Source organism: Pedobacter sp. UBA5917 (genome assembly GCF_002432345.1).
GTDB lineage: Bacteria > Bacteroidota > Bacteroidia > Sphingobacteriales > Sphingobacteriaceae > Pedobacter.
The window spans coordinates 1-18896 of record NZ_DJDT01000276.1; the positions used below are offsets into that span (position 1 = coordinate 1).

General features: G+C 39.4%; 10 protein-coding genes. 9 read left to right on the forward strand and 1 reads right to left on the reverse strand.

From position 1 onward, the window contains the following. From B2V92_RS18675 to B2V92_RS18685, 3 genes are all read left to right on the forward strand, one after another. Positions 1-1549, forward strand: a 1549-nt coding sequence (locus B2V92_RS18675) for a PSP1 domain-containing protein (RefSeq protein WP_414691898.1), incomplete at its 5' end; no start/stop codon positions are given. Then, positions 1518-2009, forward strand: a complete 492-nt coding sequence (locus tag B2V92_RS18680; protein ID WP_293311036.1) for a gliding motility lipoprotein GldH — start codon at positions 1518-1520, stop codon at positions 2007-2009. The genes B2V92_RS18675 and B2V92_RS18680, both read left to right, overlap by 32 nt. 164 nt (positions 2010-2173) lie before the next feature. Next, entirely contained in the window at positions 2174-5035 is a 2862-nt protein-coding gene (locus B2V92_RS18685; protein WP_293311038.1) for a TonB-dependent receptor, read from the forward strand. 298 nt (positions 5036-5333) lie between these two features. Here the strand turns inward: B2V92_RS18685 and B2V92_RS18690 are convergent, their stop codons facing one another. Next, positions 5334-6635, reverse strand: a complete 1302-nt coding sequence (locus B2V92_RS18690; protein ID WP_293311040.1) for a UDP-N-acetylmuramoyl-tripeptide--D-alanyl-D-alanine ligase — start codon at positions 6633-6635, stop codon at positions 5334-5336. An 84-nt stretch (positions 6636-6719) separates the two neighbouring features. Here B2V92_RS18690 and B2V92_RS18695 point away from each other — a divergent pair, with 84 nt between their 5' ends. From B2V92_RS18695 to B2V92_RS18720, 6 genes are all read left to right on the forward strand, one after another. After that, a complete protein-coding gene (locus B2V92_RS18695; protein WP_293311042.1) occupies positions 6720-9215 on the forward strand; it encodes a M14 family metallopeptidase in 2496 nt (831 codons plus the stop codon). Positions 9216-9412: 197 nt separating this feature from the next. After that, positions 9413-12583 carry a SusC/RagA family TonB-linked outer membrane protein gene (locus B2V92_RS18700; protein WP_293311044.1) on the forward strand — a complete coding sequence of 1057 codons (3171 nt, stop codon included), beginning with the start codon at positions 9413-9415 and terminating at the stop codon, positions 12581-12583. 11 nt (positions 12584-12594) lie between these two features. Then, positions 12595-14070: a SusD/RagB family nutrient-binding outer membrane lipoprotein gene (locus tag B2V92_RS18705; RefSeq protein ID WP_293311046.1), complete on the forward strand. Its 1476-nt coding sequence runs from the start codon at positions 12595-12597 to the stop codon at positions 14068-14070. Positions 14071-14222: 152 nt separating this feature from the next. Next, positions 14223-14744 (forward strand): immunoglobulin-like domain-containing protein, encoded by a 522-nt coding sequence (locus tag B2V92_RS18710; protein ID WP_293311048.1) that lies wholly within the window; start codon positions 14223-14225, stop codon positions 14742-14744. 10 nt (positions 14745-14754) lie between these two features. Continuing rightward, a complete protein-coding gene (locus tag B2V92_RS18715) occupies positions 14755-15246 on the forward strand; it encodes a lipid-binding protein (RefSeq protein WP_293311050.1) in 492 nt (163 codons plus the stop codon). A 471-nt stretch (positions 15247-15717) separates the two neighbouring features. Further along, entirely contained in the window at positions 15718-18888 is a 3171-nt protein-coding gene (locus tag B2V92_RS18720) for a SusC/RagA family TonB-linked outer membrane protein (RefSeq protein ID WP_293311052.1), read from the forward strand. The last annotated feature ends 8 nt before the right edge of the window (positions 18889-18896 follow it).

An 18896-nucleotide genomic window follows, 5' to 3' on the forward strand; every position in this document is an offset into this window, starting at 1 on the left:
TATATATACAATTAATATGGGATGTGGAAGTTGTTCTACAGGTGGTGGTTGCACCCCTAACGGATGCAAAAGTAATGGCTCATGTGGCACCGGTGGTTGCCAAACAATGGAAGTTCACGATTGGCTGTCCAATTTGGATATGCCTTCTAATTATAAACCTTTTCAGGTTACAGAAATCAAATTTAAAGGTTCGCGCAAGGAGTTTTTCCTTAATAACGATAACATTTACCTCGAAATTGGTGAACTTGTTGCTGTTGAAGGGCCAACCGGAGGTTTTGATGTAGGCCATGTTTCGCTTACGGGCGAGCTGGTAAGGATACAGATGAAACGGCGGAAAACCGCTTTGGATCAGGTAACCAAAAAAATCTACCGTAAAGCCACAGAAGCCGATGTAGAAAAATGGGATGCTGCCAAGGGAATGGAATGGGAAACCATGCACAAAGCCCGTAAACTGGCCCTCGATCTCCGTTTGCAGATGAAAATCAGCGATGTGGATTACCAGGCTGATAAAACCAAAGCTACTTTCTTTTATACTGCCGATGGGCGTGTGGATTTCCGCGAGCTGATCAAAAAAATGGCCGAAAGTTTCCGTATCAGGATCGAAATGCGCCAGATCGGGATGCGCCAGGAAGCTGGCCGTTTGGGTGGAATTGGTTCATGCGGTCGCGAATTATGCTGTTCTACCTGGTTAACCAATTTTAAAACCGTTTCTACAGCTGCGGCCCGTTATCAAAATTTATCATTAAATACCTTAAAGCTTGCAGGCCAGTGCGGTAAATTAAAATGCTGCCTAAACTACGAGCTGGATACCTATTTGGATGCTTTGAAAGACATTCCAGATCGCATCGAAAACCTTGATACAGAAGCAGGCTACGCCCGTCATCAAAAAACCGATATTTTCAAAAAAATTATGTGGTTTAGTTACCAGGGTGATGAAAACTGGATCCCGGTTAAGGCAGCCCGTGTAAAAGAGATTATGGCGATGAATAAGGCAGGCAAAAAAGCGCCAAACCTTAAAGAAGAAGCTGTTCAGATTGCTGCACCAGTGGTGGTCGAAAAATCTTTCGACTACGAAAATGTAGTTGGTCAGGATAGTTTAACCCGTTTGGATGAGCGTTCGCGTAATAAAAATAAGAATAATAACCAGAAAAACAACCGCAACAACAACCAGAACAGACGTGACAGGGTGCCTGCAGGAGATAAAAATGCTGCACCGAATAATAGGCCGCAACAACCTCAGCAAGGTAATCAGAAGCAACAGCAGGGAGGAAAAACTCAATCGCAGGGGCAGAAACCGCAGCAAAATACAGGTCAGAAACAGCTAGTGCCCAAGCCACAGCATGTTAATGGTCCAAAACCGCAGAACAATAAGCCAAAACAACAACAGCCACAAGGACAAAAACCTGTAGCGGCAAAAGTTGAAGGTGGTGCTGCGGTTGAAGGTGTAAAACCTGAGCAAAGCAAAAACAAGAATAGAAATAACCGTAGGAAAAACAATAACCGCCGAAACAATAATAATGGCTCAGAAAATAAACCTGCTGCTGAATAAACGACAAGTATTTCTGCTTGGCCTTTTATTGATCACATCGCTATTTGTAGGCTGTACATCAAATGTAATTGATAGCAATGTAGAAATTGCCGACCGTAGGTGGACTTATCGCAACCACATTTCTACACCATTTGAAATTAAAGATAATAGTAAGGCCTATAATATTTATTTTAAGTTACGACATACTGCAGATTATAAATATGCCAATATTTATATCCTTGCCCATTTTAGGGATGGTAAAAAGATGGTAACCCGGCGTTATCAGTTCAAATTGGCCAAAAATGATGGCGAGTGGTTGGGCAGCGGTTCCGGAAACGTATTTAGCTATACTTTTCCGATGCTTACCAACTATCATTTCCCCCATAATGGCAAGTTTGAAATAGAAATTGAACAAAATATGCGCGATAATCCGCTTTTAGAAGTAAGCGATGCTGGTATTTTGGTTGATTTAGCTCAATAATCTGCCGGTTTTCTGATTTAAATCAAATCTTTGCATTTTTTTGTTATTTGTCTTTTATTATCTACAGAAAAAGCGGATTTATCTGTTATTTCGTTATGTGTCAGTTAGTTGCTGTGTGAAAATGTGTAATAAAATTGTTATTATTGTTTATAAACCTATGAACTATGATAAGAATTTTATTCAAAAACACCCTTGTTATTCTCTTTTTTCTGATGTCGGGCCAGTTATTTGCGCAAGGCTTAAAAGGTAAAGTTACCGATTCGGCCGGCATGGCCATACCAGGTGCTACTGTTCAGGTAGTTGGTTCAAAAATAGGGACATCCTCTGATGGAAACGGACTTTATACCTTAAAATTCACTTCAGCCGGGGCTTATAAAGTCCGGATTTCTTTTACCGGTTACCAGACTGCTGAAGTAGCTGTTCAGATTGATAACAGCGTAAAAACGATGGATTTTGCGTTGCAGGATGCGAAAGAACTTTTAAGCGATGTAGTGGTGATCGGATCGCGATCGGCACCGAGAACGAATATCGAAAGTGTTGTTCCGGTAGATCTGATTTCTACAAAAGATGTAAAGGTATTTGCACAAACCGATTTAACGCAGATTTTGAATTTTGTGGCGCCTTCTTTTAGCTCTAACCGGCAAACGGTTTCTGATGGAACCGATCATATCGACCCTGCATCGTTACGGGGTTTGGGCCCCGATCAGGTTTTGGTTCTGGTAAACGGAAAACGCAGGCATACCACCGCACTGGTAAACATTAACGGTACTTTTGGCCGGGGCTCGGTCGGAACGGATTTAAACTCCATCCCGGTTTCGGCAATTGAGCGCATTGAGGTATTGCGTGATGGTGCTGCGGCACAATACGGATCGGATGCCATTGCCGGCGTAATCAATATTGTGCTGAAAAAGGTAACTCCCTATAGCTTTTCAACCTCTTTTGGTCAGTCATCTTCAACAGCTTTAGGCCGCGATTTCAGTGATGGAAGAACTTTTCAGGTCGATTTCAGTAAGGGCTGGGCATTTAAGAACGATAAAGGCTTTATCAATTTTGCCGCCCAATACCTTCAGCGCGGATATACCAACCGCGGAGGTTTAGATACCCGCCCGTTATTGTATTCGGCAAGCCCAACAAAAGGACCAACAGAAACAGAAGCGGATTTTCAGGCACGTTTTGCCAGTATAAAGGCGGCTGATGATGCAAGGGCAGCCGCAAACGGTTTTGACAGGAACAACATGCGGGTAGGGAACTCCGACTCTAAAAATGGTGGCGGTTTCTTAAACGGACAGTTTAATTTTGGTAAAACTACCCAATTGTACTACGCTGCCGGCCTTACCCATAAAACCGGAAGTGCTGCAGGATTTTACCGTTTGCCTACACAAACTACGCAGATTGATTTATCCATTTATCCCAACGGATTTCTGCCTTTTATCGATACCAAAATTAACGATTATTCACTATCGGTTGGTTTGAGGGCAAAGCTATTGCACGATTGGGATTTGGACATCAGTAACACCAGTGGAGAAAATACCATCAAATTCAATATCAATAACACTGTAAATGCCTCTTTACCTACCGGAACAAGCCCCACTTCTTTTTATGCGGGGGAATTGTTGTTCCGCCAGAACACAAGTAACCTCGATTTAAACAAAAGACATACTTTTGATGGTGGTTTTTTAACTTCGTTGAATACTGCCTTTGGCGCTGAGTTCAGGATCGATAATTATCAGATTAAAGAAGGGGAATTTTTATCCTACTCAAACGGAGGAAGATTGATCGGAACATCGCCTACCGCTTCGGGTGCACAGGTTTTTCCTGGGTTTAAACCTGGCAACGCTCTGGATAAATCGCGGCATAATGTTGGTGCCTATGCCGATCTTGAAGCCGAATTTGGTAAAAGGGTAACTTTGGAAGCCGCTGGCCGTTATGAAAACTACAGCGATTTCGGTTCCAATTTTTCTTATAAGTTTACCGGTAAGGTTAAGCTTTTTGGCGATGTTGCTTTGCGTGGTGCTTATGCAACAGGTTTTAGGGCACCATCATTACATCAGCAGTATTTTAATAACGAGAGTACACAATTTGTAGGTACAAATGCAACCCAGGTTTTAACGGTAAATAATGCAAACCCTATTGTTGCCCAATTTGGCGTTGGTCCGTTAAAACCCGAAATCTCCAGATCAGGAAGTTTGGGGTTAGCGGGTAAAATTGCAAAAACCTTCACCTTTACCATTGATGCATATAATATCGATATCAGCGACCGTATTGTTTTTTCGAGTCAGTATGCCCGCGAACGGTCTGGCGGTGTTTTGGTGCCAACAGGCGTTGTAAACCAGATTCTGAATACGGTTGATCCATTGGCTCAGATTAACAGTGTACAGTTTTTTACCAATGCGATTACCACCAATACCGCAGGGATAGATGTTGTTTTAACCAACAGGTTTAATCTTGGCGCCAAAAGCAGTTTAATTTTGAGCGTTGCCGGTAATGTGAATAAAACAGTGGTAAGAAGCATTCAGGGTTCTGATAAAATTGAAAGCGACCCAACGTTAAAAGCTAAATTATTTGATAGGTTGGAACGCTCGCGTTTCGAAAGTTCTGTGCCCAAAAATAAGTTGAATATTACGGCAACCTATAATGTTGATAAATTATCATTTGTGGCCAGAACCGTGCGTTTTGGAGAGGTTACCTACCTCAATGCCATAGATCCGAACATTCCGGCAAACGGCCTGCCGGTCCAGCTGGATCAAACTTTTGCATCAAAATGGGTTACCGATTTCTCGGTAAGTTATGCAGCAGGTAAAAACTGGTCGGTTACGGTTGGTGCCAACAATATTTTTGATGTTTACCCTGATAAATTGTATATCGATCCACGCAACAATGAGCATAATTTAAGTGGTGTTTCTACCAGTAATTATTCGGGAGGATTGGATAATACATCGAACGGGAGGTTTTTATACCCAAGAGCCGTTAGTCAGTTTGGCTTTAGCGGCAGGTACGTGTATGGTAAAATTGCCTGCACCTTTTAAATAGAATCTTAAAAAAGCTGTCTTAAAAATTAATTTAAGACAGCTTTTTTTATTTAACCTGAGTTTGATTAGTATTTATACATTTTGATCAGTTTTAGGCCGCTTTTCCTAACGCGATCGTCATGCTGAATTTATTTTATTAGCTATTCTTATTGTTTTTAAAGGTCTAATAGCTACTTCGTGGTCAGCATCTTTCCTGCTAGATAGACCCTGAAATAAATTCAGGGTGACGACTATAAATTAAAAATATCGATAAGAGAACTTTAAATGATACTATAATCGAACTCAGATTGATGGACTACAAATATTGCAACAGACCTTCCAGTTTCATTCCCCTTGATCCTTTTAACAGCACCAAATGATCAAGCACCGGGTTTTCCTGTAAATAAGTGGCGGCTTCGGTCGGTGTTTCGAAAAATGTGCCTTTTACATCGTTTTTATAGTGGTAAAAGTCTTTTCCGATAAAAATGACTTCATCTAAACCGCTTACTGCTGCCTGTTTTGCAATTAACCCGTGCTGACCAGGCGATTCAGGACCTAATTCAAACATGTCGCCCAAAATCGCCATTTTTTTATCGGCCGTTAATACCGCGATATTCTTTAAAGCGGCGGCCATACTACTTGGATTTGCGTTATAGAAATCGCAGATCACCGTATTTTTTTCGGTTTTGGTTAACTGCGAACGGTTGTTTTTGGGCTGATAGTTTGATAAACCTGTGTTGATTTCTTTAGGGGCCATATCAAAAAAATCGCCGATGCAGATTGCCGCAAGTATATTTTCGAAATTGTAGCTGCCGGTTAAATTCGTTTTTACGGTTGATTCAACATCGTGATTGGTCCAGTCTACTTCGATAAAAGGATCGCTGCTTTTTAACGAACCTTTTATGGTATTGCCATTTTCTGTTCCATAATAAATCAGTTTACTTAAACCGGCAATTTCGGCCATTTCGAGTAAATTTTGATTATCTCTGTTGATAAAGGTATAACCATTGGTTGCTTTCAGGTAAGCATACAATTCTGCTTTTCCTTTTTTTACGCCCTCAAAACCTCCAAATCCATCCAAATGGGCCATACCCACGTTCGTAATTATACCATGCGTAGGTTGTGCAATGGTGCAAAGCAGTTCTATTTCCTTTTGGTGGTTGGCACCCATTTCAATTACTGCAACCTGCACATCACCGGTAATGGATAAAATCGATAGCGGAACACCGATGTGGTTATTTAAATTGCCAAAAGTGGCAAAGGTTTTATAGCGTTCGGCCAAAACAGCATTTACCAGTTCTTTACTGGTGGTTTTTCCATTGCTGCCGGTTAAGCCGATAACCGGAATATTTAATTGTTTACGGTGATGGCGTGCCAGATCCTGCAATGTAGCTAACACATCTCCTACCAATAAACATTTATCGTTGTGTGCGTGTTTTTCTTCGTCGATTACGGCATATGCGGCTCCTTTTTCTATGGCCTGGGCGGCAAATTCGTTGGCATTAAAAAGATCTCCTTTAAGCGCAAAAAAGATACAACCGGGCGTAATGTTTCTTGTATCGGTAGAAATAACAGGGTTTTCCAGGTAATAATTGTATAATTTCTCGGTTGTAATCATGCTGATCGTAAAAAATGTGATGTAAAATTAAGCTTTAGCAACAACAAAAAACAAAATTAGTACATTAGGTAAAATTATTTTAACATGAAGAGACTGTTAACGTTCTGCCTGATCTCCCTTAGCTCCGTTTTTTTTGTACAGGCCCAGCTAAAATCTCCTGATGATTTTTTGGGTTATGCGCTTGGTTCACATTTCACTCCGCACCATAAAGTGGCCGATTATTTTAGGCAAATGGCTGCGGCATCTCCTAAAAACATTAAACTGGTAGAATACGGTAAAACAAATGAGGGAAGACCGTTAATGGTTGCTTTTGTCTCTTCTGCCGAAAATATCGAAAAGCTCGAGCAGATCAGAAATAATAACCTCGCGTTAACAACAGGTAACAACACGAGTGTTGATTTAACAAAGCAGCCTACCATACTTTGGTTAAGCTATAATGTGCATGGCAACGAGGCCAATTCGACAGAAACTTCGATGAAAATGCTTTATACACTGGCATCGGGCATTAATAAGCCTGCTACCGAATGGTTAAAAAATACCGTTGTGGTAATAGATCCTTGTTTAAATCCTGATGGAAGAGACCGTTATGTAAATTATTTTAACAGTGTGGTGGGTAAAGTACCCAATTCAGACCCCTCCTCGCGTGAGCACATTGAGCCTTGGCCCGGCGGTAGACCAAACCACTACTATTTTGATTTAAACCGCGACTGGGCGTGGCAAACGCAGATCGAAAGTCAGCAGAGGCTCGCTTTATATAACCAGTGGATGCCACAGGTACATGTCGATTTTCATGAGCAGAGTTATAACGAACCTTATTATTTTGCGCCTGCGGCAGAGCCCGTGCACCAGGATATTACGCCTTGGCAAAAAAGCTTTCAGGTGGTTGTGGGTAAAAACAATGCCAAATACTTTGATGCCGAAGGCTGGCAATATTTTACCAAAGAACGTTTCGACCTGCTTTACCCCTCTTATGGCGATACCTATCCGCTGTATAACGGATCAATCGGTATGACTTACGAGCAGGGAGGCATCAGGGCCGGATTATCGGTGGTAACCAATGATGGTGATACCTTAACGCTAAAGGATCGTATTGCGCACCACTTTACAACAGGAATGTCGACGCTTGAAGTAACTTCTTTAAGCCACAATAAACTTTTGGAAGAATATAAAAAATATTTCCAGCAGGAGCTGGCCAATCCACCGGGTATTTATAAAAGTTATATCATCAAGCCTACCAATTTATCACGATTGAAGAAACTGGCAGAACTTTTAACCAAAAATAAGATCGAATTTGCCTACGGCGGCGATAAAACCGGCAGGGCTTACGATTACGACACCCAAAAAGAGGAAAACTTTACAATCGGACGCAACGATCTGATTGTAAACGTTCAGCAATCGAGGGCTGTTTTGGCAAATGTATTGCTGGAGCCGCAAACTTTCGTAACCGATTCGAATACTTACGATATCACGGCCTGGGCCCTACCTTACGTTTATGGCTTAAAAGGTTATGCCAGTAAGGAAAGCATAAAAGGCAAGTTTTCTTCGTTAGATGAACCCAAAGCCGTAAGTAATGAGGCTGATAAACCTTTGGCCTGGTTATTTAACTGGGGAACAACAGAAGATGCTCATGTTTTAATTGCGCTGCAAAAAGAAAACATCAAGGTAAGACAGGCCGATCAGCCTTTTTCGGTAAATGGTAAAGACTATCCTGCCGGAACATTGATTGTGCTGAGGGCCGAAAATGACCGGATCGTTAAAGGCGTAAAAGATAAAGTTGCTTTTATTGCCAAAATGCTCGATAAACCTATCCAGGCGGTGAGCAGTGGTTTTGTAGAAAAAGGTAAAGATTTTGGCTCAAATGTTTATCCTTTGCTTAAACAGCCAAAAATTGCCATTGTATCAGGCATAGAAGTTTCGTCTTTGGCTTTTGGCGAAGCCTGGTTTTTCCTTGAACATGATTTAAACCTTTCGCCAAGTATTATCAATGTTAAAGACATCAATAATTTAGATATCAATAAAATCAATACACTTATCCTTCCTGATGGAAGTTACTCCCCTTTTATCGGAGATGGTTTAACTGCCTGGTTAAATAAAGGAGGTAAGCTGATTTTGATGGAAGATGCCATTGAAAGTGTACTGGAGAAAAAAGGTTTCGATATTAAAAAGAAAGAAGCGGTGGTTAAGAAAGATGAAAAACCCGAAGCCAGCAAACTGCTTTTTAAGGATAAAGACAGGGATGATTTCGAAACCACCATCCCCGGAGCCATTTACAGGATTAACCTCGATGCCTCCCATCCTTTCTCTTACGGCCTGGGTAAAGCCTATTACAGTTTAAAAACCGATCGTAAAATTTACGAACCTTTTGCCAATGGCTGGAATGTTGGTTTGGTTAACGATAAAAGTTTAATTGCAGGTGTTGTAGGTAAAAAGGCACGCGAAGAATTGAAGACCGGGTTGTTGATCGGCGTTCAGGATTTTGGACGTGGAGAGGTGGTTTATCTTGCCAACGATCCCCTGTTCAGAAATTTCTGGGAAGGGGGCAAAACCCTTTTTGGGAACATTCTTTTTTGTAGTTATTAATTGCAACGTCTGTATACTGCTTTTTGCCTAATTTTTTAGTTAAAATGCTGCGATAGCAAAAAAGTTACCTGTACGAAATAGGCTCTGGCTATGATTTAAAGCCTTATTTGTTAAAAAATGTTAAAATAAATTTGTTAGAGGCGCTTACTAACTCTAATTTAGTGTATTATTTTATACATAACTAACCTATTTCTACTATGAAAAAACTTCTACAGAGTTTGTTCATTTTGCTGTTTTTTGCGGTAAATGCAATGGCACAGGATCGAACAATCACAGGAACAGTTACGTCTCAAGACGACAAATTGCCCATTCCTGGAGTAAGCGTAAAAATTCAGGGGGCCTCAGGCGGTACCTCTACCGATTCTAATGGGAGATTCTCCATTAAAATTTCATCTGATGCCAAGACCCTTGAATTTTCTTCAATCGGTTTTGCCAGTCAAACCAGATCAATCGGAAGCTCAAATGTGATCAATGTAATTCTGACTACCGATTCTAAAGCCCTGGGCGAGGTAGTTGTAACGGCATTGGGTGTTAACAAGGCTACAAAAACTTTGGGTTACTCTCAAAGCACTTTAAAATCAGCCGAGGTAAATGCTTCCGCACCAGCAAGTTTATTTGGCGGTTTGCAGGGAAAAGTAGCCGGTGTTAACATTTCTAATACTTCTGGTGCGCCGGGCGGCTCAACAAAAGTTATTTTAAGAGGGTTTTCTTCAATAACAGGCAGTAATCAGCCGCTGTACGTTGTAGATGGTGTGCCTTTAGATAACTCAACTGCAGGTTCTAGCGAAAATTACGATTTTGGTAACAATGCCAACGACATCGATCCGAACAACATCGAGAGCATCAGTATCTTAAAAGGATCTGCTGCAACTGCATTGTATGGCTCGCGCGGATCGAATGGTGTTTTAATCGTAACCACTAAAAAAGGAGCTGCCGGTAAATTAAGGGTTGATCTTTCTACATCAACTACTTTAACCAATGTGGCTTCGGTTTATAAACCGCAGGATCAGTTTGGCCAAGGTTGGGATGGAACCTATATTCCTTCAGAAAATGGTAACTGGGGGCCAAGATACGACGGGCAATTAAGAACGTGGGGAGCTGTAGTTGATAATTCTCAACTGTTAAAACCTTTCTCTTTTATTAAAAATAATGTTAGGGATGCCTTAACAACCGGTGTTGAGCTAAATAACAATATCGCTTTAAGCGGAGGAAATGAAAACAGCACGGCTTATTTCTCTTACGGTAATATTTATAGCAACGGTTATCTCCCATCTGATAACGATTCGTATAAAAGAAATAACTTTACCTTAAAAGGATCAACCAAATACGGAAAATTTTCGGCCGATGCTTCTTTAAACTATGTTGGCAAAACCACTAAGTTTATTAATCAGGGTGGTGGTGATGCAGGTATTGGTTCTTCATTTTATGAAGAGATTCTACAAATTCCGGGCGATATTCCTATTAAAGATTTACAAGACTATAAGAACAAGTTCTTTAATGTTGATAATTATTTTACTCCATATGCAGAAAACCCTTATTACGCCCTTTACGAAAATGGTAGTAGATATAAGAGCGATCGTTTGTATGGCAATATTAATTTAAACTACAAAGCAACAGATTGGTTAAGTATTCAGTTTCAGCAAGGTGCTGATGTTGATAATGCAGTTAGTAAGATCTGGCACAATAAAAATGCACCAAGTGTAGGCAGTTATAATGCCGGAGGGAATATCGAAGGATCTTCAAGAGCAGCTGATGTTGGTAACGTAATTGAGGGATCAGTTAAAACCTTCGAGTACGATACAAAATTAAATCTCCTTTTTAATAAAGAGTTAAATAACCATTTCGATCTGGATGGTTTAATTGGGGCGAATTATAACGATCGTGGATCAAGGATATTGAATACAACGATCGAAGATTTGGCAATACCAGGTTTTTATCAGATCAATAATTCGGCTAATAAGCCAACATCAACCAATGCCGAATCGCACCGTCGTTTATTTGGTGCCTATGCTTCGGCTACGCTTGGTTACAACAAATACCTGTATTTAACCTTAACCGGAAGAAACGACTGGTCTTCAACACTTCCTCAGGATAATAATAACTACTTCTACCCTGCTTCTAGTTTAGCTTTCATTGCTTCACAAGCATTAGATTTAACTAAAACGCCGATCAGTTTTTTAAAATTTAGAGCGAGTTATGGCGAAACGGGTAGTGATACCGATCCTTATCGTGTATTCAATACCGCAACACGTACTTCATCTCCTTTGGGTTTCGGAACGTTAACCTTTCCTCTTTTTGGTGTTGCAGGTTACTCCATTTCTAATCAGTTAAACAGTAACAACTTTAAGCCAGAACGCGTTAAAGAGGTTGAACTTGGTGCTGAGATCAGATTATTCAAAGATCGCATTGGTATTGATGCAACTTATTACAATAAACTAAGAAAAGATCAGATTATTCCATTGCCGATTGATCCGGCAGCTGGTTATTCGTCATATATTGTAAATTTCGGTTCGGTGCGTAATAAAGGTATAGAGCTAGCTGTTAATATCAAGCCTATTAAGACTACAGATATCGATTGGACATTGAACTATACTTTTACGAAAGAAAACAGTAAGGTAACAGAATTGCCGATTGGATTAAATAAAGTTGTTTTAAATTTTGCTTACGACGCCCAATTTGTGGCAAAAGTTGGCCAGCCTTTGGGAATCATCGAAGCGCCTACGCGTACATATAGCCCAAGCGGACAGGTTATTGTTGATGCCAATGGCTATCCTGTATATTCATCCGAAAATGTGAGCTTTGGTTCTACTGTACCTGATTTTGTTATGGGATTGAATAACCAGTTCCGTTATAAAGACTTTTCTCTTTCATTTACGTTAGATTGGCATAAAGGCGGTGTGTTTTATTCGGGAACAGCCGATTTATTGAACTTTGTAGGTGCTGATAAAAAGACAACTTATAACGATCGCAGGCCTTTTATCGTTCCAAACTCGGTTCAGAAACTGGCAGATGGCACCTATGTAGAAAATACTACGCCAATAACAGAAGCCAATACGGATGATTTTTATTACACCACATCAAACAAAGCCGATGCCTATGCAAACCGTATTTTAGATCGGTCTTTCCTTAAACTAAGAGAGGCAACATTGAGCTACAACCTTCCTAAATCTATTGTAGGTAAAGTTGGTGCACAAAAAGCGAGTGTATCTGTTTTCGGAAGAAATTTATTAACGTGGCTTGCAAAAACCAATAAAACGATCGATCCGGAGGTTTCCAATTATGGAAACGATTTAGGAAGTGAATTTGGAGAGTTTAGAACTGCTCCTCCTGTGAGGTTCTTTGGGGCATCATTAAAAGTTTCATTTTAATCTACTGCGTAATGAAAAATAATCATATCAAATATAAAATGCTGATGTTATCAGCAGTTGTGTTTCTTGCTTTTGGATGTAAGAAAACACTGGATATCAATGTTGATCCAAATAATCCTTTGTTAGAAACAACTACCCCGGAGGTATTATTCCCTTCGGCAGTAGGCTCAACCGCAGGGCGTGTTGGTGGCGAATTAACCATTATTGGCGGTATCTGGGCGCAATATTATACACAGGCAAATGCATCTAATCAATATAAAACAATTGATTCTTATGCCTTAACCCGTAACGATTTTAACGGTAATTATAACGAGCTGTTTTCTGGTGCTTTAGCCGACTATCAACTGGCCATAAAGTTAGCTGTAGCCAGAAACGATTGGCGTTATAATTTAATGGCCACGGTAATGAAAGCCTATACGTATCAGGTACTGGTTGATTTATATGATAAAGTTCCATATACCGAAGCATTAAAGGGACTTGATAATTTACAACCTAAATTTGATGATGGTTATACCATTTATGTGGGACTTCTTGCCGAAATTAATGCGGCATTAGCTAAGGATTATACCAGTGTGCCACTAAATAACGACCAGAAAAAAACGGATTTTCTTTTTGGTGGCGATATGGATCAGTGGACCAAGTTTGCCAATACCTTAAAGTTGAAAATGTATTTAAGGATGGTTAATGCAAAACCGGCAGAAGCTCAGGCTGGGATTACCAAATTATACACCGATGGAGCCAATTTTTTAACTACAGGTGCAGGTATTGCTACATTCGAAGATACGCCAAATAGCAGTAACCCTTTTTACGAATATAATGTTCGCCGTTTAAATACCACTACCAACTTAAGGGCAAGTAAAACATTTACCAGTTGGTTAGCGGTTAATAATGATCCAAGAGCTAAGTATTATTATGGAACACTTACTCCTGTGCCCATGAATCAGGGCGATTATACGGCAACAGCAGTTGAACAGCCTACTTATGCAGGAGCAACTGTTTTTGCACAAACGGCTAAAGATCCGGTGTGGTTTATTTCGGCTGCCGAATCTTACCTGATGCAGGCAGAAGCTTTAGAAAGATATTATGGTGGTGCTGGTTCTAGAGCAATGTATGAAAACGGTGTTATTGCAGCTTTTACCCAGGTAAAATTAACAAGAGATGATGTTCCGGATGACTATTTAACTAATTATGTTGAAGGTAATTTTGAGCAAAATTTGGGAAAAATTATTGTGCAGAAATGGGCTTCTTTTGCAGGTTCACATAGCTTAGAAGGTTTCTTTGAGCAAGAGCGTACTGGTTATCCAAAAATAAGTGCAGTGTACTCTACTGATGATAACTATATTCCTGGTCAATGGGTGTATTCGAAAAACGGCGTAACTTCAGGTTTGTTTCCTAAGCGTTTGGTATTTCCTGCATCATCAAGAGATAGAAACAGCAATACACCAGCAGAAGTTCCGATTACAACAAAGGTTTGGTGGGGTAAATAGTATTTATAATTGATAAAGAGATGAAAAAATATTTAGCAATAATCATATTAGGGGTTATAAGCATGACTTATAGCTCTTGCAAAAAAGAGTCGTTTGATTACCCGGAAGGTTATGTCGGTATTTCTAAAATAACGATATATCCAATAATAACGATGAAGGGTGATAAATACGTGGCTGTAGCTAAAGGAGGTACTTACACCGATGCAGGCGCTACTGCGGCGGCGGGTGCCAGTACCATCACGGTAAAGGTAACAGGCCTGCCAAATACGGCTGTAGCTGGTGTTTATTTAATTACTTATTCTGCTGAAAATAGCGATGGTTTTTCTGCAACTACAACAAGATCGGTAGTAGTTTATGATACAAAAGCAGATGCCTTAGCCAATGATTTTTCTGGCAACTACTTAAGGGCGGCTACGGGTACAATTACAAAATGGACAAAACTCGCTCCTGGGGCCTATTTGGTAAACAACCCTGGTGGAGCAGCAACCGGTACAACTGTTAATGTAATTGCCATAAATCCTACGGGCAGTGTAATCGACATTCCTCAACAAAATACCGATAGCGGGCCTTGGGGATCAAATACAGAGAGTAAAGATCTGGTTTCGGGCAATTATTCGTGGGCTGTAGAAAATCCGGGTTATGGTGGTGCAGTTAGAACCTTTGTTAAACAATAATTATAAAACGATGAAAAAATATATTTATATACTAACACTTTTTGTACTAAGCATTTCTGCTTGCAAAAAAGACGAACCCGTTGGTGGTACAGCAGTGCAAGATCTATCTGGCGAATGGTGGGTGCAGATAGATGGTACAGGAGATTACTATGGAATTTCTACTTACAATACAGCAGATAACTCGTCAACACAAATGTGGTTGAATTTGACCAACTTCTGGTCTCAATCAACAACTGAAACAGTTTTTGGTAAAGTAAATGTAAATTTGGATAGCAAAACCTTCACAGGGCAAAACGTGGCTAATGTAGGAACATATCCCGGTGGTATAACATTTACAGTAACCAATGGTAAAGTAACACCTAATGGCGCCGTTGGGCCGTCATCTAAAGCACAAACGGATGCGATATCATTGGATGTTGTCTTTTCGGATGATGATGTTCCTGGTAGAGTCTTTCACCTTAAAGGTTACCACCGGACCAAGTTTGTTGGCGACGACCATTAAGCTAGTTAACAATTTTTTACAACAAAGCCTTCCAAATTATTTTGGAGGGCTTTGTTGTTTTATCGCAAATTTATTGTTGTCATTATTCCATTAATCCCAGCACAGCTCTTAAACCCTCATTTATATTCGTTTTTATCAAGAATAACGAAGGCCAGCCGAAAGTTCTGAATGAGTTTTACATATTTTAACATTTTTTATATAAAAACCGACTGATAAGAAAAATAAATTGGCATAGTTTTTAATTCGAAATATGCCGTTATTGAGGTTCATTTTAACTATTTTGTATTAAAACTGTCCATAAAATTCATCAAACTGTAGAAAATTTACACGATACGCCTTTTTAATAAGACGCGATTATTGTCATAATAAAGTCATTATAGTCTTTCAATTTGTTAAAATTTGTTAAACTGTAGTTAATCTATTTTATATTTAGCGCTTCAAATAACTATATCATTAACTAACTTAAATTTCATGAAAAAACTTCTACAAAGTTTGTTCGTTCTTTTGTTTGTAGCGTCGGCTGCATTTGCACAGAACAGAACAATTACAGGTATGGTTACATCTGGAGACGATGGATTACCTTTGCCTGGGGTAAGTGTTAAGGCTTCTGGAGCTAAAATTGCTGCTCAAACAGGATCTGATGGTAAATTTTCTATCAGTCTACCTGGTAATATTACCACCTTAGAATTCTCGTATCTTGGTTTTATTTCTCAAAATAAAGCAATTACTGCCTCAGGTGTGGTAAACGTTGTTTTAGCAGCTGATACTAAAACATTAACAGATGTACTGGTAGTAGGTTACGGTGTTAAAGCCGTAAAAGATGTTAACGGTTCAATCGCAAAGGTAAAAGGATCTGATCTCGCAAGTCTGCCTATCGAAAGTTTTGATAAAGCACTTTCGGGTAAAGCAGCCGGTGTACAGATTTCTAGCTCTGGTGGTACTTTAGCAGATGGTGTTTCTATCCGTATCCGTGGTGTTAACTCAATCTCAACCAGTTCATTGCCTTTAGTGGTTATTGACGGTATTCCGGCCAATACACTCGAAAATTTAAACCTTTTTAATGGTGGTAACGGTACACGTTTCGATCCATTAGCTTTAATCAATCCAAATGATATCGAATCGATCGAGGTATTGAAAGATGCTGGTGCTGCGGTTTTATACGGATCGAGAGCTGCAAATGGTGTAATTTTGATTACAACTAAAAAAGGTAAAAACGGAACTACATTGCTTACTATCGATTCTAAAACGAACTTCGCTACAGCTTCGAGAGTGCCCGATTTATTAAATGGTGATCAGTTTAATTTGATCAACAATGAAAAAGCAACTAACAGATACGGTGCTGCTGTAGGCGTTATTGCAAAAGATAGTGATATTGATGGCGACGGTGTGCCTGATAGAACAGACTGGATGAAACAAATTTTCAGAACAGGTAAAACTTTCGACAATACTATGTCTATTTCAGGTGGTACTGATAAAGCTACCTATTATGGTTCTGTTAGATATGCTGATCAAGAAGGTATTCTTTATGGAAACAAATTAAAAACAGGATCTGTTAGGGCTAATATTGATGTTAGACCAAAAAAATGGTTAAGATCTGGAGTTGAAATCTCTTATACAAAAAGTATCAACTACGGTGTGTTAACCGATAATTATTTAGCCGGAGCATCTATTTCTGGTTATAACGCTGCACCTACTGTAGCTGCATTTAATCCAAACGGACCAAAAGGTTATAACTTAACTACTGTTTCGCCGGTAGGTTACTTAGGTTTAGGAAATAACGTTACTTCTTACTTAGGAACAAGTTTTATCGGTAACCGTGTTTATAACCCACTTGCAGCAGTTGATTTACAAAGAAATCAGAATACACCACAAAATTTTGTTGGAAACGCGTATGTTGAAATTCAACCAATCAGCGGTTTAAAATTTACTTCAAAATTTGGTGTTGACTATCAAAGCAATTTTGAAGATCAGTATTCTAACCCACTTATTGCTGGTTTAGGTCTTTCGTACTTAGGTTTGGTTCAGGATTATATTTTAACCAGAAACCAATGGGTTTGGCAAAACTTTGCAACATATGATAAAACAATTGCTCAAAAACACCGTATTAGCTTAACAGCAGGTGCCGAATATCAATATACTAAACAACAGCAAATTTATGCTTCGGCTAACAACTTTGCTGATCCATTCTTCCAGAACATCATCGATGGTGCTTATACAGGTGCCGATCCTTCTTCAGGTAGCGTATTACTTGCTTCTGGTGGTAGTTTGTTCTCAAACGGTTTAGAGTCGTATTTTGGTAGAGCAGGTTATACTTATGATGACAAATACTTTATCGAAGGTGCGATTAGAGCAGATGCTTTCTCTGGTTTTGGAGCGGCTTACCGTTGGGGTAAATTCCCAAGTGTATCAGCAGGCTGGATTGCTTCTCAAGAAAGTTTCTTAAAAGAAAACAAAATCATTAACTACTTAAAAATTAGAGGTAGTTATGGTTTAGTAGGTAACTCTAGGGGTGTAGGTTCGTACGCTGCCAGAACACTTTATTCAGGTGGAAGTTATACTACTGTTAATGGTTTTTCAAGCAGCCAGTTAGGTAATGCTGATTTAAGATGGGAAGCTTCGAAAAAATTCAACATTGGATTTGATGCAAACATCCTTAACAGCAGAATTGGTATTACTTTAGATTATTTCAATACCAATGTATCTGATTTGATCTTAAACGCTCCTGTTCTTTATACTGTTGGTGTACCTAATTCATCTATTACAACCAATATTGGTTCGATGAAAAATGCAGGTATTGAGGTAACTTTAAATACTAAAAACATCCAGACGAAAGATTTTAACTGGACTTCATCATTCAACTTTACAAGAATTAAAAACAGAGTAACAAGTTTAGTTGCTTCTAATAACAATGCTGATATCGCTTCAGCAAGTACTGTTGCAAGTGTTGGCCGTGCATTAGGAACTTATAAACTAATCCAATGGGCTGGTGTAGATCCGGCTACTGGTTATCCAACTTGGTATGCAGCTGATGGTGTAACCAAAAAAATCTGGAATCAGGCAAGTCAAAAATACACATTGGCTGATGGAACAACTACTTCTTTAACTGCAGCAGATCAGGTATATTTAGAAGGCAAAACCGGAGCACCTAAATGGTATGGTGGTTTTGACAACACATTTACTTATAAAGATTTTGATTTCAATATTTCATTGGTTTATCAAGGTGGTAATTATATCTATAACTCAACTTTATCAGGTTTATTGGTAAATACTTTCCAGAACAATGATGCAAGAATTTTAGATCGTTGGACAACTCCTGGCCAGATCACTGATATTCCAAGATTGAATATGTTGGATCAAACAGCTAACCAGGCTTCAACTAGATTCCTAGAAAAAGGTGATTTCTTAAGAGCAAGAGCAATTTCATTAGGTTATAAATTAAATGGCCAATACCTTCAGAAATTGGGCTTAACCAATTTAAGAGTGTCTGCGCAAGTTTATAATGCTTTTCTTATTACAGGGTATAGCGGTGTAGATCCTGAGGTTAACAGTAATAGAAATAACACAAATATTGCTGTTGGTTATGATAACAGGGCGATTCCTCAGCCAAGAACATATACAATCGGTTTAACAGCAACTTTCTAAGAAAAATA

Bases quoted from the DNA above. Each gene is read 5' to 3' on its own strand.
- B2V92_RS18680 (WP_293311036.1), top strand. From the start codon at position 1,518: ATGGCTCAGAAAATAAACCTGCTGCTGAATAAACGACAAGTATTTCTG.
- B2V92_RS18685 (WP_293311038.1), top strand. From the start codon at position 2,174: ATGATAAGAATTTTATTCAAAAACACCCTTGTTATTCTCTTTTTTCTG.
- B2V92_RS18690 (WP_293311040.1), bottom strand. From the start codon at position 6,635: ATGATTACAACCGAGAAATTATACAATTATTACCTGGAAAACCCTGTT.
- B2V92_RS18695 (WP_293311042.1), top strand. From the start codon at position 6,720: ATGAAGAGACTGTTAACGTTCTGCCTGATCTCCCTTAGCTCCGTTTTT.
- B2V92_RS18700 (WP_293311044.1), top strand. From the start codon at position 9,413: ATGAAAAAACTTCTACAGAGTTTGTTCATTTTGCTGTTTTTTGCGGTA.
- B2V92_RS18705 (WP_293311046.1), top strand. From the start codon at position 12,595: ATGAAAAATAATCATATCAAATATAAAATGCTGATGTTATCAGCAGTT.
- B2V92_RS18710 (WP_293311048.1), top strand. From the start codon at position 14,223: ATGAAGGGTGATAAATACGTGGCTGTAGCTAAAGGAGGTACTTACACC.
- B2V92_RS18715 (WP_293311050.1), top strand. From the start codon at position 14,755: ATGAAAAAATATATTTATATACTAACACTTTTTGTACTAAGCATTTCT.
- B2V92_RS18720 (WP_293311052.1), top strand. From the start codon at position 15,718: ATGAAAAAACTTCTACAAAGTTTGTTCGTTCTTTTGTTTGTAGCGTCG.